At 70.2% G+C, this 15462-nt stretch carries 13 protein-coding genes and 1 pseudogene; 11 read left to right on the top strand and 3 right to left on the bottom strand.

Annotation, left to right across the window (positions count from 1 at the left end; genetic code table 11):
- The 4 genes and pseudogenes from G6045_RS13420 to G6045_RS13405 all read left to right on the top strand — a co-directional run.
- A pseudogene (locus G6045_RS13420) lies at positions 1-766 on the top strand (ABC transporter ATP-binding protein); the annotation flags it as partial.
- A gap of 204 nt (positions 767-970) precedes the next feature.
- The gene (locus G6045_RS13415) at positions 971-1858 is read left to right on the top strand and encodes a FadR/GntR family transcriptional regulator (protein ID WP_165332148.1); all 888 of its coding nucleotides are present in this window, start codon (positions 971-973) and stop codon (positions 1856-1858) included.
- Between the two features lie 381 nt (positions 1859-2239).
- On the top strand, positions 2240-3793 hold the full coding sequence (locus G6045_RS13410; protein ID WP_165332147.1) for an RNA polymerase sigma factor: 1554 nt from the start codon (positions 2240-2242) through the stop codon (positions 3791-3793).
- Positions 3794-3952: 159 nt separating this feature from the next.
- Entirely contained in the window at positions 3953-4795 is an 843-nt protein-coding gene (locus tag G6045_RS13405) for a S1 family peptidase (RefSeq protein ID WP_165332146.1), read from the top strand.
- 121 nt (positions 4796-4916) lie between these two features.
- Here G6045_RS13405 and G6045_RS13400 read toward each other — a convergent pair whose 3' ends face one another.
- Positions 4917-5147: a DUF7455 domain-containing protein gene (locus tag G6045_RS13400; protein WP_165332145.1), complete on the bottom strand. Its 231-nt coding sequence runs from the start codon at positions 5145-5147 to the stop codon at positions 4917-4919.
- A 479-nt stretch (positions 5148-5626) separates the two neighbouring features.
- On the opposite strand from G6045_RS13400, the gene G6045_RS13395 reads away from it, so the two are divergent.
- The 7 genes from G6045_RS13395 to G6045_RS13365 all read left to right on the top strand — a co-directional run bounded on the left by G6045_RS13395 (position 5627) and on the right by G6045_RS13365 (position 13016).
- The gene (locus tag G6045_RS13395; protein ID WP_165332144.1) at positions 5627-7744 is read left to right on the top strand and encodes a DNA gyrase/topoisomerase IV subunit B; all 2118 of its coding nucleotides are present in this window, start codon (positions 5627-5629) and stop codon (positions 7742-7744) included.
- Positions 7745-7918: 174 nt separating this feature from the next.
- Entirely contained in the window at positions 7919-8344 is a 426-nt protein-coding gene (locus tag G6045_RS13390; RefSeq protein WP_206343688.1) for an NUDIX hydrolase, read from the top strand.
- Between the two features lie 146 nt (positions 8345-8490).
- Entirely contained in the window at positions 8491-8991 is a 501-nt protein-coding gene (locus tag G6045_RS13385; RefSeq protein WP_165332143.1) for a DUF1453 family protein, read from the top strand.
- Entirely contained in the window at positions 8988-10142 is a 1155-nt protein-coding gene (locus tag G6045_RS13380) for a sensor histidine kinase (protein ID WP_165332142.1), read from the top strand. Before G6045_RS13385 ends, G6045_RS13380 begins: the two co-directional genes overlap by 4 nt.
- Before the next feature lie 22 nt (positions 10143-10164).
- Positions 10165-10827, top strand: a complete 663-nt coding sequence (locus tag G6045_RS13375) for a response regulator transcription factor (protein ID WP_165332141.1) — start codon at positions 10165-10167, stop codon at positions 10825-10827.
- Between the two features lie 120 nt (positions 10828-10947).
- Positions 10948-11427: a DUF485 domain-containing protein gene (locus tag G6045_RS13370; RefSeq protein WP_307813744.1), complete on the top strand. Its 480-nt coding sequence runs from the start codon at positions 10948-10950 to the stop codon at positions 11425-11427.
- Positions 11424-13016 carry a solute symporter family protein gene (locus G6045_RS13365; RefSeq protein ID WP_165332140.1) on the top strand — a complete coding sequence of 531 codons (1593 nt, stop codon included), beginning with the start codon at positions 11424-11426 and terminating at the stop codon, positions 13014-13016. Before G6045_RS13370 ends, G6045_RS13365 begins: the two co-directional genes overlap by 4 nt.
- 9 nt (positions 13017-13025) lie before the next feature.
- Here G6045_RS13365 and G6045_RS13360 read toward each other — a convergent pair whose 3' ends face one another.
- Both G6045_RS13360 and G6045_RS13355 read right to left on the bottom strand, forming a co-directional pair.
- Positions 13026-13706, bottom strand: a complete 681-nt coding sequence (locus G6045_RS13360) for a response regulator (RefSeq protein ID WP_165332139.1) — start codon at positions 13704-13706, stop codon at positions 13026-13028.
- On the bottom strand, positions 13703-15451 hold the full coding sequence (locus G6045_RS13355) for a sensor histidine kinase (protein ID WP_165332138.1): 1749 nt from the start codon (positions 15449-15451) through the stop codon (positions 13703-13705). The genes G6045_RS13360 and G6045_RS13355 overlap by 4 nt, the downstream gene beginning before the upstream one ends.
- Between the last annotated feature and the right edge of the window lie 11 nt (positions 15452-15462).

The raw sequence follows: 15462 nt of genomic DNA, 5'->3' as shown, positions 1-15462 counted from the left end.
CTCCCCCCTCCGCCCCCTGCGCTACGAACTCCGCCGGGCCACGGGCATCCCCACCGGCTACCTGACCGTGGCGCTTGTGCTCGCCGTCTCCGCACTGATCTCCGTGGTCCAGGCACGCACCGGCCACACCCCGCTGCCCAGGCTCCTCGCCGCCTGGCCGTACGAACTGCCGCTGCCCCCCGCGGCTCTGGGCGCCGGTCTGCTCGGCGCGCTCTCGTTCGGTGACGAGTTCAAGCACCCCGCGCTCGCCGCCGACCGCGGCACCGTCCCGCGCCGCCTCGGGCTGCTCGCGGCGAAGCTCGCCGTCTGCGCCGCGACCGCGTTCCTGATCGCGGCCCTCGTGCTGCTGTCCGACGCCGCCCTGCTGCATGTCGTCTACGGCGAGGAAGTGACGCGGCTCCCCGCCGACTGGCCTTCGCTCACGGCGAGTTGGCTCTGCCTCGTCACCGGCTGCTCGTGGGCGGGCCTGCTCGCGGCAGGCGTCTTCCGGTCCACCGCGGCGGGCCTCGCCGCGCTCCTCGCCGTCCCGGTCGTGCTCGTCCCCGTCGTACAGAAGGCGCTGGCAGGGCCGTCGGTGCGCACCGCCGCCGGACTGCCCGCCCGGCTGCGCGATCTCGCACTCGTCCAGTGGCCGATCGGCAGCGAGCGCTATCTCGCCGGTGCGGTGCGGATGCTGGCCCAACCCATCGCGTTCACGCTGGCGTTGAGCCTCGCGACGCTGATGGCGGCCTATCTGCTCACGTCGATGCGCAGCCGCCTGCGCTAGCCGCGGCGCACCGCGGAGCCGGCTCGAACTTCCGCCTCCAATAGCAGAACAGAACGGTCGTTCAGCCCGATCGACCTACAACACCCAGGTAATGCCGCTTTCTTTACGATAAGGCGTCAATTACGGCAAGGTAAGCGATCACCCTTTCGTGTGCTTTTCACCAAAGACCTCAAGGGGGTTGGGGACCGCGCCGACAAAGGATCCGTGAGTACCCTTGCGCACACCATGATGACCGCCGCCCGCTCCGCCGATTCCGGCCTCGCAGGACCGGGCGAAATCGACCGCTACCCGTACGCGGAGACGCCCGGCGTCGACCGCGTACCCGCACCGGCCTGGGAGGGCCACGACCAGGACCTCGGCCGGGTCGGCCGACGCGCGGCCGGCAGCCGCGGCCGCGGACTGCACGGCCAACTCGTCCAGCAGCTCGGCCAGATGATCGTCTCCGGCGACCTCGGCGCGGACCGCCCGCTGGTTCCCGAGGAGATCGGCCAGCGCTTCGAGGTGTCCCGCACCGTCGTCCGTGAATCGCTGCGCGTCCTCGAGGCCAAGGGCCTCGTGAGCGCCCGCCCCAATGTCGGTACGCGGGTGCGGCCGGTCAGCGACTGGAATCTGCTCGACCCGGACATCATCGAGTGGCGGGCCTTCGGACCACAGCGCGACGATCAGCGCCGTGAGCTGACCGAGCTGCGCTGGACGATCGAACCGCTCGCCGCCCGGCTCGCCGCCGGCCACAACCGTGACGAGCTGCAGCAGCGCCTCGCGGACATGGTGGAGATCATGGGCCACGCGCTCGGGCAGGGCGATGCGCTGACCTTCTCGCGTGCCGACGCCGAGTTCCACTCGCTCCTGATCCAGCTCGCGAGCAACCGCATGCTGGAGCACCTGTCCGGCATCGTCTCGGCCGCGCTCCAGGTCTCCGGCGGTCCGGTCACCGGCTGCGACCGCCCCGGCGAGGCCTCGCTCGGACACCACGGCCGCATCGCCGACGCCATCGCGGCCGCCGACGGTGCCGCCGCCGAGAACGCGATGCGTCAACTTCTCACGGTGCACCCGGACGTGGAGCGCGTGGTGCCCGCGCCGCGCGAGCACTGACCGCGGATCGCCGATCTCTCATCTTTGATGTCTGATCTTTGATCTCGTTTCTCCGTACCTTTTCGCTGCGCAGTCGCCGGACCCGGGCCGGTTCGTACCGGGTTCGGCGGCTGTTTGCGTGGGCGTATGTCTGCTTCTGAGCGCTATCACCGGTTACGCGGTGTGACTCGGGCCACGAACATTGGGCGTAACGCTCTTCGCGGCAGCGCGATGACCTAAGAGGTGACTGCCGAGGAAGGAATACAGCAGCCGGTTCTGGCGCTGTGTGAGCTCCGCGGATCGCCCGCCTCGCCGCCGACCCATCCCCAGTCGGCGGACGTCGGCTCCGGTTCCACCATGGACGGAGTCGGAAGCCGTTTCCATCGTTCCGAGAGGTTGTTCGTGTCGGCCAGCACATCCCGTACGCTCCCGCCCGAGATCGCCGAGTCCGCATCTGTGATGGCGCTCATCGAGCGGGGAAAGGCTGAGGGGCAGATCGCCGGCGATGACGTGCGTCGTGCCTTCGAAGCTGACCAGATTCCGGCCACTCAGTGGAAGAACGTTCTGCGCAGCCTCAACCAGATCCTCGAGGAAGAGGGTGTGACGCTGATGGTCAGTGCCGCGGAGTCGCCGAAGCGCACCCGCAAGAGCGTCGCAGCGAAGAGTCCGGCCAAGCGCACCGCTACCAAGACCGTCGCCGCCAAGGCCCCGGCCAAGAAGGTCGCCTCGGCGACCTCCGCCGCGGCCGCCGCCCCGGCCGCCGAGGTCGAGGCCTCGGTCGAGGACGAGTCCTCGGCCCCTGCCAAGAAGGCCGCGGCCAAGAAGACGGCCGCGAAGAAGACCGCCGCCAAGAAGACGGCGGCCAAGAAGACCACCGCGAAGAAGGCCGGGTCCAAGAAGGACGAGGACCTCGACGGCGATGAGCCGACCGAGGAGACCCCCGCGGGCAAGGACGACGACGAGGAGGAAGAGGGCGGCGAGTCGAAGGGGTTCGTCCTCTCCGACGACGAGGAAGACGCCCCTGCCCAGCAGGTCGTCGTCGCCGGTGCCACCGCCGACCCGGTCAAGGACTACCTCAAGCAGATCGGCAAGGTCCCGCTCCTCAACGCCGAGCAGGAGGTCGAGCTCGCCAAGCGCATCGAGGCCGGCCTGTTCGCCGAGGACAAGCTGGCGAACGCCGACAAGCTCGCGCCGAAGCTCAAGCGCGAGCTGGAGATCATCGCCGAGGACGGCCGCCGCGCCAAGAACCACCTCCTGGAGGCCAACCTCCGTCTGGTGGTCTCCCTGGCCAAGCGTTATACCGGCCGCGGCATGCTCTTCCTGGACCTGATCCAGGAGGGCAACCTCGGTCTGATCCGCGCGGTCGAGAAGTTCGACTACACCAAGGGCTACAAGTTCTCCACGTACGCCACCTGGTGGATCCGTCAGGCGATCACCCGCGCCATGGCCGACCAGGCCCGCACCATCCGTATCCCGGTGCACATGGTCGAGGTCATCAACAAGCTCGCGCGCGTCCAGCGCCAGATGCTCCAGGACCTGGGCCGTGAGCCCACCCCGGAGGAGCTGGCCAAGGAGCTCGACATGACCCCCGAGAAGGTCATCGAGGTCCAGAAGTACGGTCGCGAGCCGATCTCCCTCCACACCCCCCTGGGTGAGGACGGCGACAGTGAGTTCGGCGACCTGATCGAGGACTCCGAGGCGGTCGTTCCGGCCGACGCGGTCTCCTTCACGCTCCTCCAGGAGCAGCTGCACTCCGTCCTCGACACGCTCTCCGAGCGTGAGGCGGGCGTGGTCTCGATGCGCTTCGGTCTCACCGACGGTCAGCCGAAGACCCTCGACGAGATCGGCAAGGTCTACGGCGTGACGCGTGAGCGCATCCGTCAGATCGAGTCGAAGACCATGTCGAAGCTGCGCCACCCGTCGCGTTCGCAGGTCCTGCGCGACTACCTCGACTGAGTCCTTCCGAGGCCGTACGCACACGAGCCCGGCACTCCCGCTCAGCGGGGGCGGCCGGGCTCGCTGCTGTTCCGGGCCCGGGCTGCGGCCCAGGTCGCGCCCCTTGTCGTACTGGCTGACGCTGAGCGTAATCATGACCACGCAGAGTCAGGAGTGCGCATGCGTCGACCTCTGAGCAGGCGGCTTTCGACCGCTGCCGCCCTGGTGGCCGCGGCCGTCGTCACGCCGCTGGCCGCCCCGGTGCCGGCGGCGGCCGACGGCGTCGTGATCGGCGGCAGTCCCGTGCAGGTGTCCGACAGTCCCTGGGCCGTGGCGCTCGCGAGCCGTGACCGGTTCGGAGGTACGCGCGCCGGGCAGTTCTGCGGCGGCGCCGTGGTCTCGCCGACCACCGTGCTCACCGCCGCGCACTGCCTCAGCCTCGAAGTGCTCGGCGCCCCGCTGGAGACCGTGGAGGATCTGCACATCATCGCCGGGCGCAATGATCTGCGGGCGGCGGGCGGCCGTGAGGTGGCGGTGCGCAGCGTCTGGGTCAACGAGGAGTACGACTCCTTCACCAACGCCGGCGACCTCGCCATCCTCACCCTCGACAAGCCGCTGCCCAAGGACCACGTCATCCCCATGGCGCCCGTCGGCGACCGCGCCTACGAGGCGGGCACACGCGCCCAGGTCTACGGCTGGGGCGACACCACAGGCCAGGGCGACTATGCGCGCTCCCTGCGGGCCGCCAAGGTGCAGGTCCTCGCGGACACGGCCTGTGAGGCCGCGTATCCGGGGAACGCCGACGGCACGTATCTGCGCAGCGTGATGCTCTGCGCGGGCGAGGTGGAGGGCGGCAGGGACGCCTGCCAGGGCGACAGCGGGGGCCCGCTGGTGGCCCGGGGCCGCCTGATCGGTCTGGTGTCCTGGGGGAGCGGCTGCGGGCAGGCAGGGAGCCCCGGTGTCTATACGCGGATCAGCGAGCTGCTCGCGCGGATGGCGCCGACGGCCGCGAAGGGGTCGTAGGCGGCCACAGAACCGTACGGAAACGGGAAAAGCGACGGGCGGGCAATCCCTGTGGGGACTGCCCGCCCGTCGTCATGACCGGCCTGGCCGGCGCTGGCTCGCTCGTCGTTGATGCGAAGTGTCAGCGTTCTTCGGTGTCGGCGACTGCCGGGACGGCAGTGAGCCGCTCCGTCTCATCCTGTATCTCAGCGGAGATCTTCTTGAGTTCCGGCTCGAACTTGCGACCGTGGTGGGCGCAGAAGAGCAGCTCTCCGCCGCTCAGGAGTACGACGCGCAGATACGCCTGGGCGCCGCAGCGGTCGCATCGGTCAGCGGCCGTCAGCGGGTTCGCTGGGGTCAGAACAGTAGTCACGTCGCCTCTTCTCTAGCTCGACGAGCTGTCGTACCAGGGTCAACATCCAACCAGCCCGAAAACGTTCCCGCTCGGGGCTTTGACTCGAAAATTTCTTCTCGAGTCGGTCGGCTGCAACCGGGTGGCGGCGAAGGTGCCGTAGTGCTGGCTTGCGGCTTACGGGTTCGCTTGTCTGCCGAGTTGCTTGTCGTGTCCTGTAGTCGGTTGTTCGGCGGGCCTGCCTGGTCCTTCCCGACCTGGCTGGTCGGGTTGTTCATGAGGACGTGCCCGGAGCCTAAATGGTTCATGCCTGGTTGGGAACGTGATATCCGCATCACCCCTTCGAGGGATCGAACAGGTATGCGACTCTGCACTAGTCTGTCGTCAGCCGAGGGTGGCGTTACATCGGCTCTACCAGGCCTCGGTACCCTCTGACGCGGTACTCGGTACCGGACCCCGGCATCGGGGCCCCAATTGAAATTCAGCGAGGAGCGAAACGCGTGACCGCCGAAACGTCCGTGACGTCCACAGCGCTGCTGAGCGGAGCAGACCGGGACGGTTCCAACTACACCGCGCGGCACCTCCTCGTCCTCGAGGGACTCGAAGCCGTCCGCAAGCGCCCCGGCATGTACATCGGCTCGACCGACAGCCGCGGCCTGATGCACTGCCTGTGGGAGATCATCGACAACGCGGTCGACGAGGCCCTCGGCGGCCACTGCGACCGCATCGAGGTGATCCTGCACGAGGACGGGTCCGTGGAGGTCCGTGACAACGGGCGCGGGATCCCGGTCGACGTCGAGCCCAAGACCGGGCTCTCCGGCGTCGAGGTCGTCATGACGAAGCTGCACGCCGGCGGAAAGTTCGGCGGCGGCTCGTACGCGGCCTCCGGCGGTCTGCATGGTGTGGGCGCCTCCGTGGTCAACGCGCTGTCGGCGCGACTCGACGTCGAGGTCGACCGCAGCACCGTGCACTCGATCAGCTTCCGGCGAGGTGTCCCCGGTGCCTTCGCGGGCGAGGGGCCCGACGCCGAGTTCACCGCCGGCAGCGGTCTGACCAAGGGCAAGCGAGTACCCAAGGGCCGCACCGGTACGCGTATCCGCTACTGGTCGGACACGCAGATCTTCCTCAAGGACGCCAAGCTCTCCCTGGAGAACCTGCACCAGCGCGCCCGGCAGACCGCCTTCCTGGTGCCCGGCCTCACCATCGTCGTACGCGACGAGCGCGACCTCGACGGTGTGGGCAAGAGCGAGGAGACCTTCCGCTTCGACGGCGGCATCAGCGAGTTCTGCGAGTTCCTCGCGCCGGACAAGCCGATCTGCGACGTGCAGCGGCTGACCGGCACGGGCATCTTCAAGGAGACCGTCCCGGTCCTCGACGAGGTCGGCCACATGACGCCGACCGAGGTCACCCGTGAGCTGGGCGTGGACATCGCGCTGCGCTGGGGCACGGGCTACGACACGACGGTCAAGTCCTTCGTCAACATCATCGCCACGCCCAAGGGCGGCACCCACATCACCGGCTTCGAGCGCTCGCTGACCAAGACGGTCAACGAGGTGCTTCGCTCGGCCAAGCTCCTTCGCGTCGCCGAGGACGACATCGTCAAGGACGACGCGCTCGAGGGCCTGACCGCGGTCGTCACGGTGCGCCTCGCGGAGCCCCAGTTCGAGGGCCAGACCAAGGAGGTGCTCGGCACCTCGGCGGCCAACCGCATCGTGGCCAATGTGGTGGCCAAGGAGCTCAAGGCGTTCCTGACCTCGACCAAGCGGGACGCCAAGGCGCAGGCCCGTTCCGTCATGGACAAGGCCGTCGCCGCCGCCCGTACGCGCATCGCGGCCCGCCAGCACAAGGAGGCGCAGCGCCGTAAGACCGCGCTCGAGTCCTCCTCGCTGCCGGCCAAGCTCGCGGACTGCCGCAGCGACGACGTGGAGCGCAGCGAGCTGTTCATCGTCGAGGGCGACTCGGCGCTCGGTACCGCGAAGCTCGCGCGGAACTCCGAGTTCCAGGCGCTGCTTCCGATCCGCGGCAAGATCCTCAACGTTCAGAAGGCGTCCGTCTCGGACATGCTGAAGAACGCCGAGTGCGGCGCGATCATCCAGGTCATAGGAGCAGGGTCCGGCCGGACCTTCGACGTGGACGCCGCGCGCTACGGCAAGATCATCCTGCTTGTCGACGCCGATGTGGACGGTGCGCACATCCGCACGCTGCTCCTGACCCTGTTCCAGCGGTACATGCGGCCGATGGTCGAGGCAGGACGGATCTTCGCCGCGGTGCCGCCGCTGCACCGGATCGAGCTGGTCCAGCCCAAGAAGGGCCAGGACAAGTACGTCTACACGTACTCGGACAACGAGCTGCGGCAGACGATCCTGGAGTTCCAGCGCAAGGGCGTCCGCTACAAGGACTCGATCCAGCGCTACAAGGGCCTCGGCGAGATGGACGCGGACCAGCTGGCGGAGACCACGATGGACCCGCGCTTCCGCACGCTGCGACGGATCAACATCGGGGAGCTGGAGGCCGCGGAGCAGGTCTTCGATCTCCTGATGGGCAATGACGTGGCGCCGCGCAAGGAGTTCATCACCAGCTCGGCGGCGACCCTGGACCGCTCGCGCATCGACGCCTGACGCCCGTCGGCACCAGCGGGCTCCACCCCATGGGTGGGGCCCGCTTCCGCGTGCGGCAGAGGGCGGACAGGGAGGGCGCGGGAGACCTCGGCGGCCTGCGGTAGCGTCGCCAGTTCGGCGTCGTGCGTGGGTCGGAGGAACAAGGTGTACGGGATCGCCGCGCGGTTGTGGCGGATGATGCGAGGGTCGTGGCAGTGGCGGCTCATGTGGCTCGCGCACGCGAAGTTCACCGTCGGGGTGACCGGGGTGGTGCGGGACGAGCGGGGACGGGTGCTCCTGCTGCGCCACCGGATGTGGCCCCGTGACCGGTGCTGGGGGCTGCCCACCGGGCACGCGGCGCGGGGAGAGGACTTCCCGGGGACCGTCGTGCGGGAGGGCAAGGAGGAGACCGGTCTCGATGTGGTGCCCGGCCGGCTCGTCATGCTCAACAGCGGGTTCCGGCTGCGGGTCGAGGTCGCGTACGAGGCGGTCCTCGCCGGGGGCACGCTGAAGATCGACTCGTTCGAGATCCTCGAAGCAGGGTGGTTCGAACCCGATGCGCTTCCCGACTCCCTGATGCCCGTGCACCGCGAGCTGATCCACCGGAGGGTGGCGGTCTGAGGGCTGGCGCCTCGGCCGAAGCCGTCTCCACCCCGGGGTGGAGACCGCTTTTCCACCCCGTTTCCACCCTCGGTCCGATCCTGTGACCTGTGCTTTTCCCTACCTTCGAAGACATAGGGAAACCGGGAGAGGACAGGGAGGACACCATGTCCGAGATCGTCAACGGACTGCTGATCATCGGCGTCGTCGCGCTCATCGTGCTGAGTCAGTTCAAGGCGCGGCGGCTCGGTGACGAGCGGCGCTGGTGGGTGCTGCCGGTCGTGCTCGGGTTCGTCGCGCTGAGCAAGCCCGATCTGCTCGGCGAAGGACGGACCGCCCAGGCCGCGACGCTGCTCGCCGTGGAACTGGTGCTCTCGCTGGCGATGGGCGCGCTGTTCGCCCGTACGACCCAGGTGTGGCGGGCGGACGACGGCGCCGTGTGGTCCAAGGGCAGCAGGCTGACGCTCGCCGTGTGGGTGGGCGGGATCGCCGTCCGCGCCGGCCTCTACGGGATCGGTGCCGCCTTCGGCGTACACCAGAGCAGTGCGGCCCTGATGGTGGGTCTGTCCGCGATGCTGCTCGCGCGGGCGGGCGTCCTGCAGTGGCGCACCCGCACGTACCGTGAGGTGGCCGGTTACCCGCGGCCCGCGTGGAAGGACCACATGTGACCCGGAACAGTTGGCTGCGCTGGCCCTCGCGGGAGGCACTCTCCCGCGAGCGGCTCGGAGGTCAGCGCTCCGCGCTCGCCTGGATCGGCAGGGCGGCGATCGCGGGGTTCGTGCTGTGGAACGTGATCACCGAGCCGGCCGCGCCGACCTGGGAGAGCTCGGTCGACGTGGCCGTCCTGCTGGTCTGCGCACTGGGCTGGCAGCTCTTTCTGCGGACCACGCTCGCCCACCGCCTCGTACCGTCCCTCGCCGTGCTCGCCGCGGTGTTCGGCGGTGCGATCGGGGCGCAGGCGGCCGGGTTCACCACGGTCGGCATGGTGGTGTGGTGCTCCGGGATCGTGCTCGCGCTCAAGCGGCTGCCGCCGGCCGTGGGACTCGCGGCCGCCCTGGCCGCCTTCGCCGGATTCGTACCGGTCGCCGACAAGCCCTGGACGAGCACTGTCCTGACCGCCGCCACGTTCTGCCTCGTGGGGTACGTGCTGCGGCTCGACGCCGAGGGCCGCGGCAGGGAGCGCCGGCTGCTCGACCAGGAACGCGCCGCGCTCGCCGCCGAGGCGGAGTCCGCCGCGCTCACCGAACGGGCCCGGATCGCCCGCGAGATCCACGACGTCCTCGCCCACAGCCTCTCCGCGCAGCTCGTGCACCTGGAGGCCGCCCGGCTGCTCGTCGAGCGCGACGCGCCCAAGGAGCAGGTGCTCGAACGCGTCGTCGCCGCACGGGGGATGGCCCGCGAAGGGCTCGCCGAGACCCGCCAGGCACTGTCCGCGCTGCGCGGCGACATGGTGCCCGTGGAGGACTTCCTGCGGGCGCTCGTCGACGTCGACGTCGAGGTGACCGGCAGCCCGCGCCTGCTGAGCGCCGAGACCTCGGGGACCGTACGACGGGTCGCCCAGGAGGCCCTGACGAACGTACGCAAGCACGCGCCCGGCGCTTCGGTGCGACTGCGTTTCTCGTACGGGGAGGGCGAAGTGGCCCTGGAAGTACGGGACTCCGGCGGCGTGCGCCGCGAGGGCGAGCTCGCCGCGAGCGGCAGCGGGTACGGTCTGCTCGGGATGCGCGAGCGGGCCGAACTGCTCGGCGGCTCGCTCGACGCGGGTCCCGCCGAGGACGCAGACGGAGGATTCGTGGTGCGGTTGCGGGTGCCGGAATGAGCGGGTGCGTGGAGGACCCGGTATGAGCGTGCGTGTGGTCGTCGCCGACGATCAGACCGTGGTGCGCGAGGGCATCGTGATGCTGCTCGGGCTGCTCCCCGGCATGGAGGTGGTCGGCTCGGCGGGCGACGGTGAGGAAGCCGTACGCCTGGTGGCCGAACTCGCCCCGGACGTCGTCCTCATGGACCTGCGGATGCCGCGCGTCGACGGCGTGGAGGCGACCCGTCGTATCCGCGCCGAACACCCCGGCACCCAGGTCGTGGTGCTCACGACCTACGCCGACGACGCCTCGCTCTTCCCCGCCCTGAAGGCCGGAGCGCGTGGCTACCTCACCAAGGACGCGGGCGGCGACGAGATCGTCCGGGCGATCGAAGCCGTGCTCTCCGGTGACGCCGGGCTCGCTCCGCAGGTGCAACTCAGGCTCCTGGAGCGCCTGTCGGAACCGGTCGCTCCCGCACAGGCCCCGGCAGAACTGCCCGACGGTCTCACCGCCCGCGAGGCCGAAGTGCTCGCGCAGATCGCCGACGGGCTGACGAACACCGAGATCGCGAGGGCGTTGCAGGTCTCGACCGCCACCGTGAAGACGCACATCAATAACCTCTTCGCCAAGGCCGGCCTCAAGGACCGCACCCAGGCGGTGCGTTACGCCTACCGGCACGGGCTCGCCGAACCGCCCCGCCGCTGAGGTCACTTCGGCCGTGCTTCACCTGATGGAGTGAACAGATCGGCGTGAAGTGTCCGGGATCTTCCTGGTCCGCCCATCCTTGGGCACGCGACCAAACGGGTCGCGGACAAGGAGAGTTCGGTGGAGAAGCACGACGGGCGGCGGACCGGACAGATCCGGTTCGACGACCCCTGGTACGACGCACTGGCCTCGGGCTGGGGAGAGCTGGACAGCACCGGCGCCCCCGCCTCCGCGCCCGCACCGCCCGCCCCCAGGGCGGCGGAGCAGCGCCCCGACGCGGCCAGTATCTATCTGGAAGTGCAGGCCAGCGCCGCCTTCCAGGAGGTGCGCAGCCGGTACCGCCGCTTCGTGATCCCCGCGGTGATCGCCTTCTTCACCTGGTACGTCGCGTACATCCTGGCCGCCACCATGGCGCCCGGCCTGATGGCGCAGCCCGTCGCGGGCGCCGTGAACGTGGCGATGATCGCGGGCCTCGGACAGTTCCTCACGACCTTCCTGCTGACCTTCGCGTACGCCCGCCATGCGCGGCTGCGCAGGGACCGGGCCGCGCTCGATCTGCGCTGGGACACCCAGGAGCTGACGCGGGGGGTCGGGCGTTGACGGGCGACCATCAGACACTGGCGCTGCTCCTCTTCTGCGCGTTCATCGCGGTCACGCTCGGCATCACCACATGGGTGAGCCGCAACCGGCACGGCAGCGCGGAGGAGTTCTACGCGGGCGGACGGCTGTTCTCGCCCATGGAGAACGGTTTCGCCATCGCGGGCGACTACATGTCCGCCGCCTCCTTCCTCGGCATCTCCGGACTCATCGCCCTGTACGGCTACGACGGGCTGCTCTACTCGGTGGGTTTCCTCGTCGCCTGGCTGGTCGTGCTCCTTCTCGTGGCCGAACTCGTGCGCAACTGCGGCCGGTTCACGCTCGCCGACGTGGTCGCCGCCCGCATGAGCGAGCGTCCGGTACGGATCGCGGCCGGCACCTCGTCCGTGACCGTCTCCGTGCTCTACCTGGTGGCGCAGATGGTCGGCGCGGGCAGTCTCGTCGCGCTGCTGCTCGGCGGTACGAGCGAGGCCGCGCAGGCCTGGACGGTGATCGGCGTCGGCGCGCTCATGGTCGTGTACGTGTCGCTCGGCGGGATGCGGGCCACCACCTGGATCCAGATCGTCAAGGCCGTGCTCCTGATGGGCGGCGCGATCGCCCTCACCGTGCTCGTCCTGGTGCGCTTCCACGGCGACTTCAACAGCCTGCTCAACACCGCCGCCGAGAAGAGCGGCCACGGCAAGGACTTCCTCGCGCCGGGCCTGCGCTACGGCGGGGACTGGACCGCGCGCCTCGACTTCATCAGCCTCGGTCTGGCGCTCGTGCTCGGCACGGCCGGGCTGCCGCACATCCTGTCGCGCTTCTACACCGTGCCCACCGCGCGGGCCGCACGCCGCTCCGTCGTGTGGTCGATCGGTCTGATCGGCAGCTTCTACCTGATGACGATCGTGCTCGGCTTCGGCGCGGCGGCGATCGTCGGCACCAGCGAGGTGAAGGCGTCCAACGCCTCGGGCAACACGGCCATTCCGCTGCTCTCCCTGGACCTGGGCGGAGGCGCCGGTTCCACGGGCGGAACGGTTCTCTTCGCGGTGGTCGCCGCGATCGCCTTCGCCACGATCCTCGCGGTCGTCGCCGGCATCACGCTCGCCTCATCGGCCTCGGTGGCCCACGATCTCTACGCCTCGCTGCGGCGCAAGCACGCCAAGCCGCGCAGCGAGGTCGCGGTCGCGCGGGTCGCGGCGGTCGGCATCGGCCTCACCGCGATCGGACTCGGGCTGCTCGCAAAGGACTTGAACGTGGCGTTCCTCGTCGGACTCGCCTTCGCGGTGGCCGCGTCGGCGAATCTGCCGGTGCTCCTGTACTCGCTCTTCTGGCGCCGCTTCACCACGCGGGGCGCGGTCTGGTCCGTCTACGGCGGACTGATCCCCGCCCTCATCCTGGTGATCTTCTCGCCGGTGGTCTCCGGCTCCCCGACGGCGATGTTCCCCGGCGTGGACTTCCACCTCTTCCCGCTGGAGAACCCCGGCCTGATCTCCATCCCCCTCGGCTTCCTGGCCGGCTGGGCGGGCACGGCCACCTCACCTCAGGGCCCGGACAAGGCCAAGCACGCGGAGACCGAGGTGCGCTCGCTCACGGGGGCGGGGGCCGTGTAGAGCCGGAAGTTACAGGCTCGCCGCCCACTCGTACCGGTGCTCCGGCCGCCCCGTATCGCCGTACCTCAGGCCGAGGCGTACGCGGCCGGAGCGTTCCAGGAGCTTGAGGTAGCGCTGGGCGGTCTGGCGGCTCAGGCCCGTGCGGTCGGCGAGCTCCGCCGCCGACAGCGGGCCCTCGGCGGACATCAGGGCGCGGCGGACCAGCTCGGCGGTCTCGGGGGAGTGGCCCTTGGGGAGCTGGGGCGCGGTGTCCGTCGACAGGGCGCCGAAGATCCGGTCCACCTCCGACTGTTCGGCCTCGCCGCCGCCTTCCAGGGTCCGCCGCAGCGCCGCGTACGCCTCGAGCCTGCCGCGCAGACCCGCGAACGTGAAGGGCTTGACCAGGTACTGCAGCGCCCCGAGCCGCATCGCGGCCTGCACCGTGGCCACATCACGGGCGGCGGTCACCATGATCACGTCGGTGCGGTCGCCGCGCTCGCGCAGCCGCCGTACGACCGAAAGGCCGGTGCCGTCCGGCAGATAGTGGTCCATCAGGATCAGGTCGAACGGACCGGCGGACTCGATCCGCTCCAGGGCCTCGGCGGCGCTGTGCGCCTGGGCGGCCACCTGAAAGCCGGGGACCTTGTCCACGTAGGCGGCGTTCACCTTGGCGACGCGCAGGTCGTCGTCCACGACCAGGACTTCGATCATCGTGATTCCTCGATCGCTTCCGTACGGTCAGGGACCGCCTGGCCGGTTGCTGCCGCTCCGGCCGCTCCAGTGGCTCCGGGTGCCTCCCGCGGCCCGCCGATCTTCGTCCGCGGCGCCTCGTCGCGCAGCGCCTGCGGCAGTACGACGGTGAACTCGGCGCCTCCGTCCGCCGCTTCGTCCACCCGCGCACTGCCGCCCTGGCGCTCGGCGAGGCGGCGGACAAGCGCAAGACCGATCCCGCGACCACGATGGGCCGGGGACTCCTTGGTGGACCAGCCCTCCGTGAAGATCAACTCCCGCTGTTCGGGCGGCACTCCGGGCCCTGAATCCCGTACGCGCAGGACAGCCTCGCACCCGTCGGCCCGCACCTCGACCTCGACCTGCGCCCGGGTGCTGCCGGTCGCGGCATCGAGCGCGTTGTCGACCAGGTTGCCCGCGATCGTCACCAGATCCTGGGGACCCACGAGACGGTCCGGCAGCAGCGTGCCCTCGCACAGCCGCAGCGTGACCCCGCGCTCGGAGGCCACGGTCGCCTTGCCGACGAGCAGCGCCGCGAGCAGCGGATCGTGGATCTTCTCCGTGATCTGCTCGGCGGTCACCCGCTGGGCCCCGGCCGCCTCGCCGACGAACTCCACGGCGTCCTCGTACATCTCCAGCTCGAGGAGGCCGAGGAGCGTGTGCAGATGGTTGGCGTGCTCGTGGTCCTTGGCGCGCAGGGCGTCGATCAGGCCGCGGGTCGAGTCGAGTTCACGGCCGAGCTGCTCCAGTTCGGTGCGGTCGCGCAGCGTGGCCACCGCGCCGCCGTCGTGGGTGGGCATCCGGTTCGCGATCAGTACGCGCCTGCCGCGTACCGTCACCAGATCGGTGCCGGTCACGCTGCCCGCGAGCACATCGGTGGTGCGGCCCGCGCCGAGCGCCTCGTCGAGCGGCTTGCCCACGGCCTCGCCGTCGAGTCCGAGCAGTCGCTCCGCCTCGTCGTTGAGCAGCCGGATCCGGCCGTGGCGATCGAGCGCGACCACGCCTTCGCGGATGCCGTGCAGCATGGCCTCGCGCTCGGCGAGCAGCGCCGAGATATCGGAGAAGGCCAGATCGCGGGTCTGCTTCTGCACTCTGCGCGAGATCAGATACGCGGCGAGCGCACCGACCGCGAGCGCTCCGCCCGCGTACGCGAAGAGCCCCGGGATCGCGTTGAGCAGCCGCGCCCGCACACTGTCGTACTCGATGCCGACCGAGACCGCACCGACGATCGCCCCGTCCTCGTCGCGCAGCGGCACCTTGCCGCGGGCCGAGCGCCCCAGCGTGCCGTCGTCGATCTCCATCACGTCGCGGCCGGCCAGGGCGTCGCTGGGGTCGGTGGACACGACCCGGCCCACCTGCCGAGGGTTCGCATGCGACCAGCGCACCCCGCGCCGGTCCATCACCACGATGTACTCGGCGCCCGTGGCCGCACGGATCCGCTCGGCCTCCTCCTGCACGGGACCGTCCGCGGTGGGCTCGGTGCGCTCGAGGTCCTCGGCGATCCGCGGGGCGGCGGCGGTGGCCTCGGCGATCGCGAGCGCCCGGCGCATCGCCTGGTCGTCCATCTCCTTGCCGAGGGGCGCGAGGAAGAGACCGGTCGCGAGGACGGCGACCCCGGCGGCGATCCCCAGCTGCATCAGGAGCACCTGCGAGAACACCTTGCGCGGCAGCCCCAGGCGCGGTCTGCGCGGGCGCCGGCGCGCGCTGCCGGAGGCGGAGGGGGTCATGTCTACGAACG

Source organism: Streptomyces mesophilus, from assembly GCF_011044995.1.
Classification (GTDB): Bacteria; Actinomycetota; Actinomycetes; order Streptomycetales; family Streptomycetaceae; genus Streptomyces; species Streptomyces mesophilus.
This window is presented reverse-complemented; position numbering and strand designations above follow the sequence as displayed.

What these genes read in the sequence shown, in the direction of transcription:
- G6045_RS13405 (WP_165332146.1), top strand. Translation starts at nt 3,953, where the DNA reads ATGCGTCGACCTCTGAGCAGGCGGCTTTCGACCGCTGCCGCCCTGGTG.
- G6045_RS13385 (WP_165332143.1), top strand. Translation starts at nt 8,491, where the DNA reads ATGTCCGAGATCGTCAACGGACTGCTGATCATCGGCGTCGTCGCGCTC.
- G6045_RS13355 (WP_165332138.1), bottom strand. Translation starts at nt 15,451, where the DNA reads ATGACCCCCTCCGCCTCCGGCAGCGCGCGCCGGCGCCCGCGCAGACCG.
- G6045_RS13360 (WP_165332139.1), bottom strand. Translation starts at nt 13,706, where the DNA reads ATGATCGAAGTCCTGGTCGTGGACGACGACCTGCGCGTCGCCAAGGTG.
- G6045_RS13390 (WP_206343688.1), top strand. Translation starts at nt 7,919, where the DNA reads ATGATGCGAGGGTCGTGGCAGTGGCGGCTCATGTGGCTCGCGCACGCG.
- G6045_RS13375 (WP_165332141.1), top strand. Translation starts at nt 10,165, where the DNA reads ATGAGCGTGCGTGTGGTCGTCGCCGACGATCAGACCGTGGTGCGCGAG.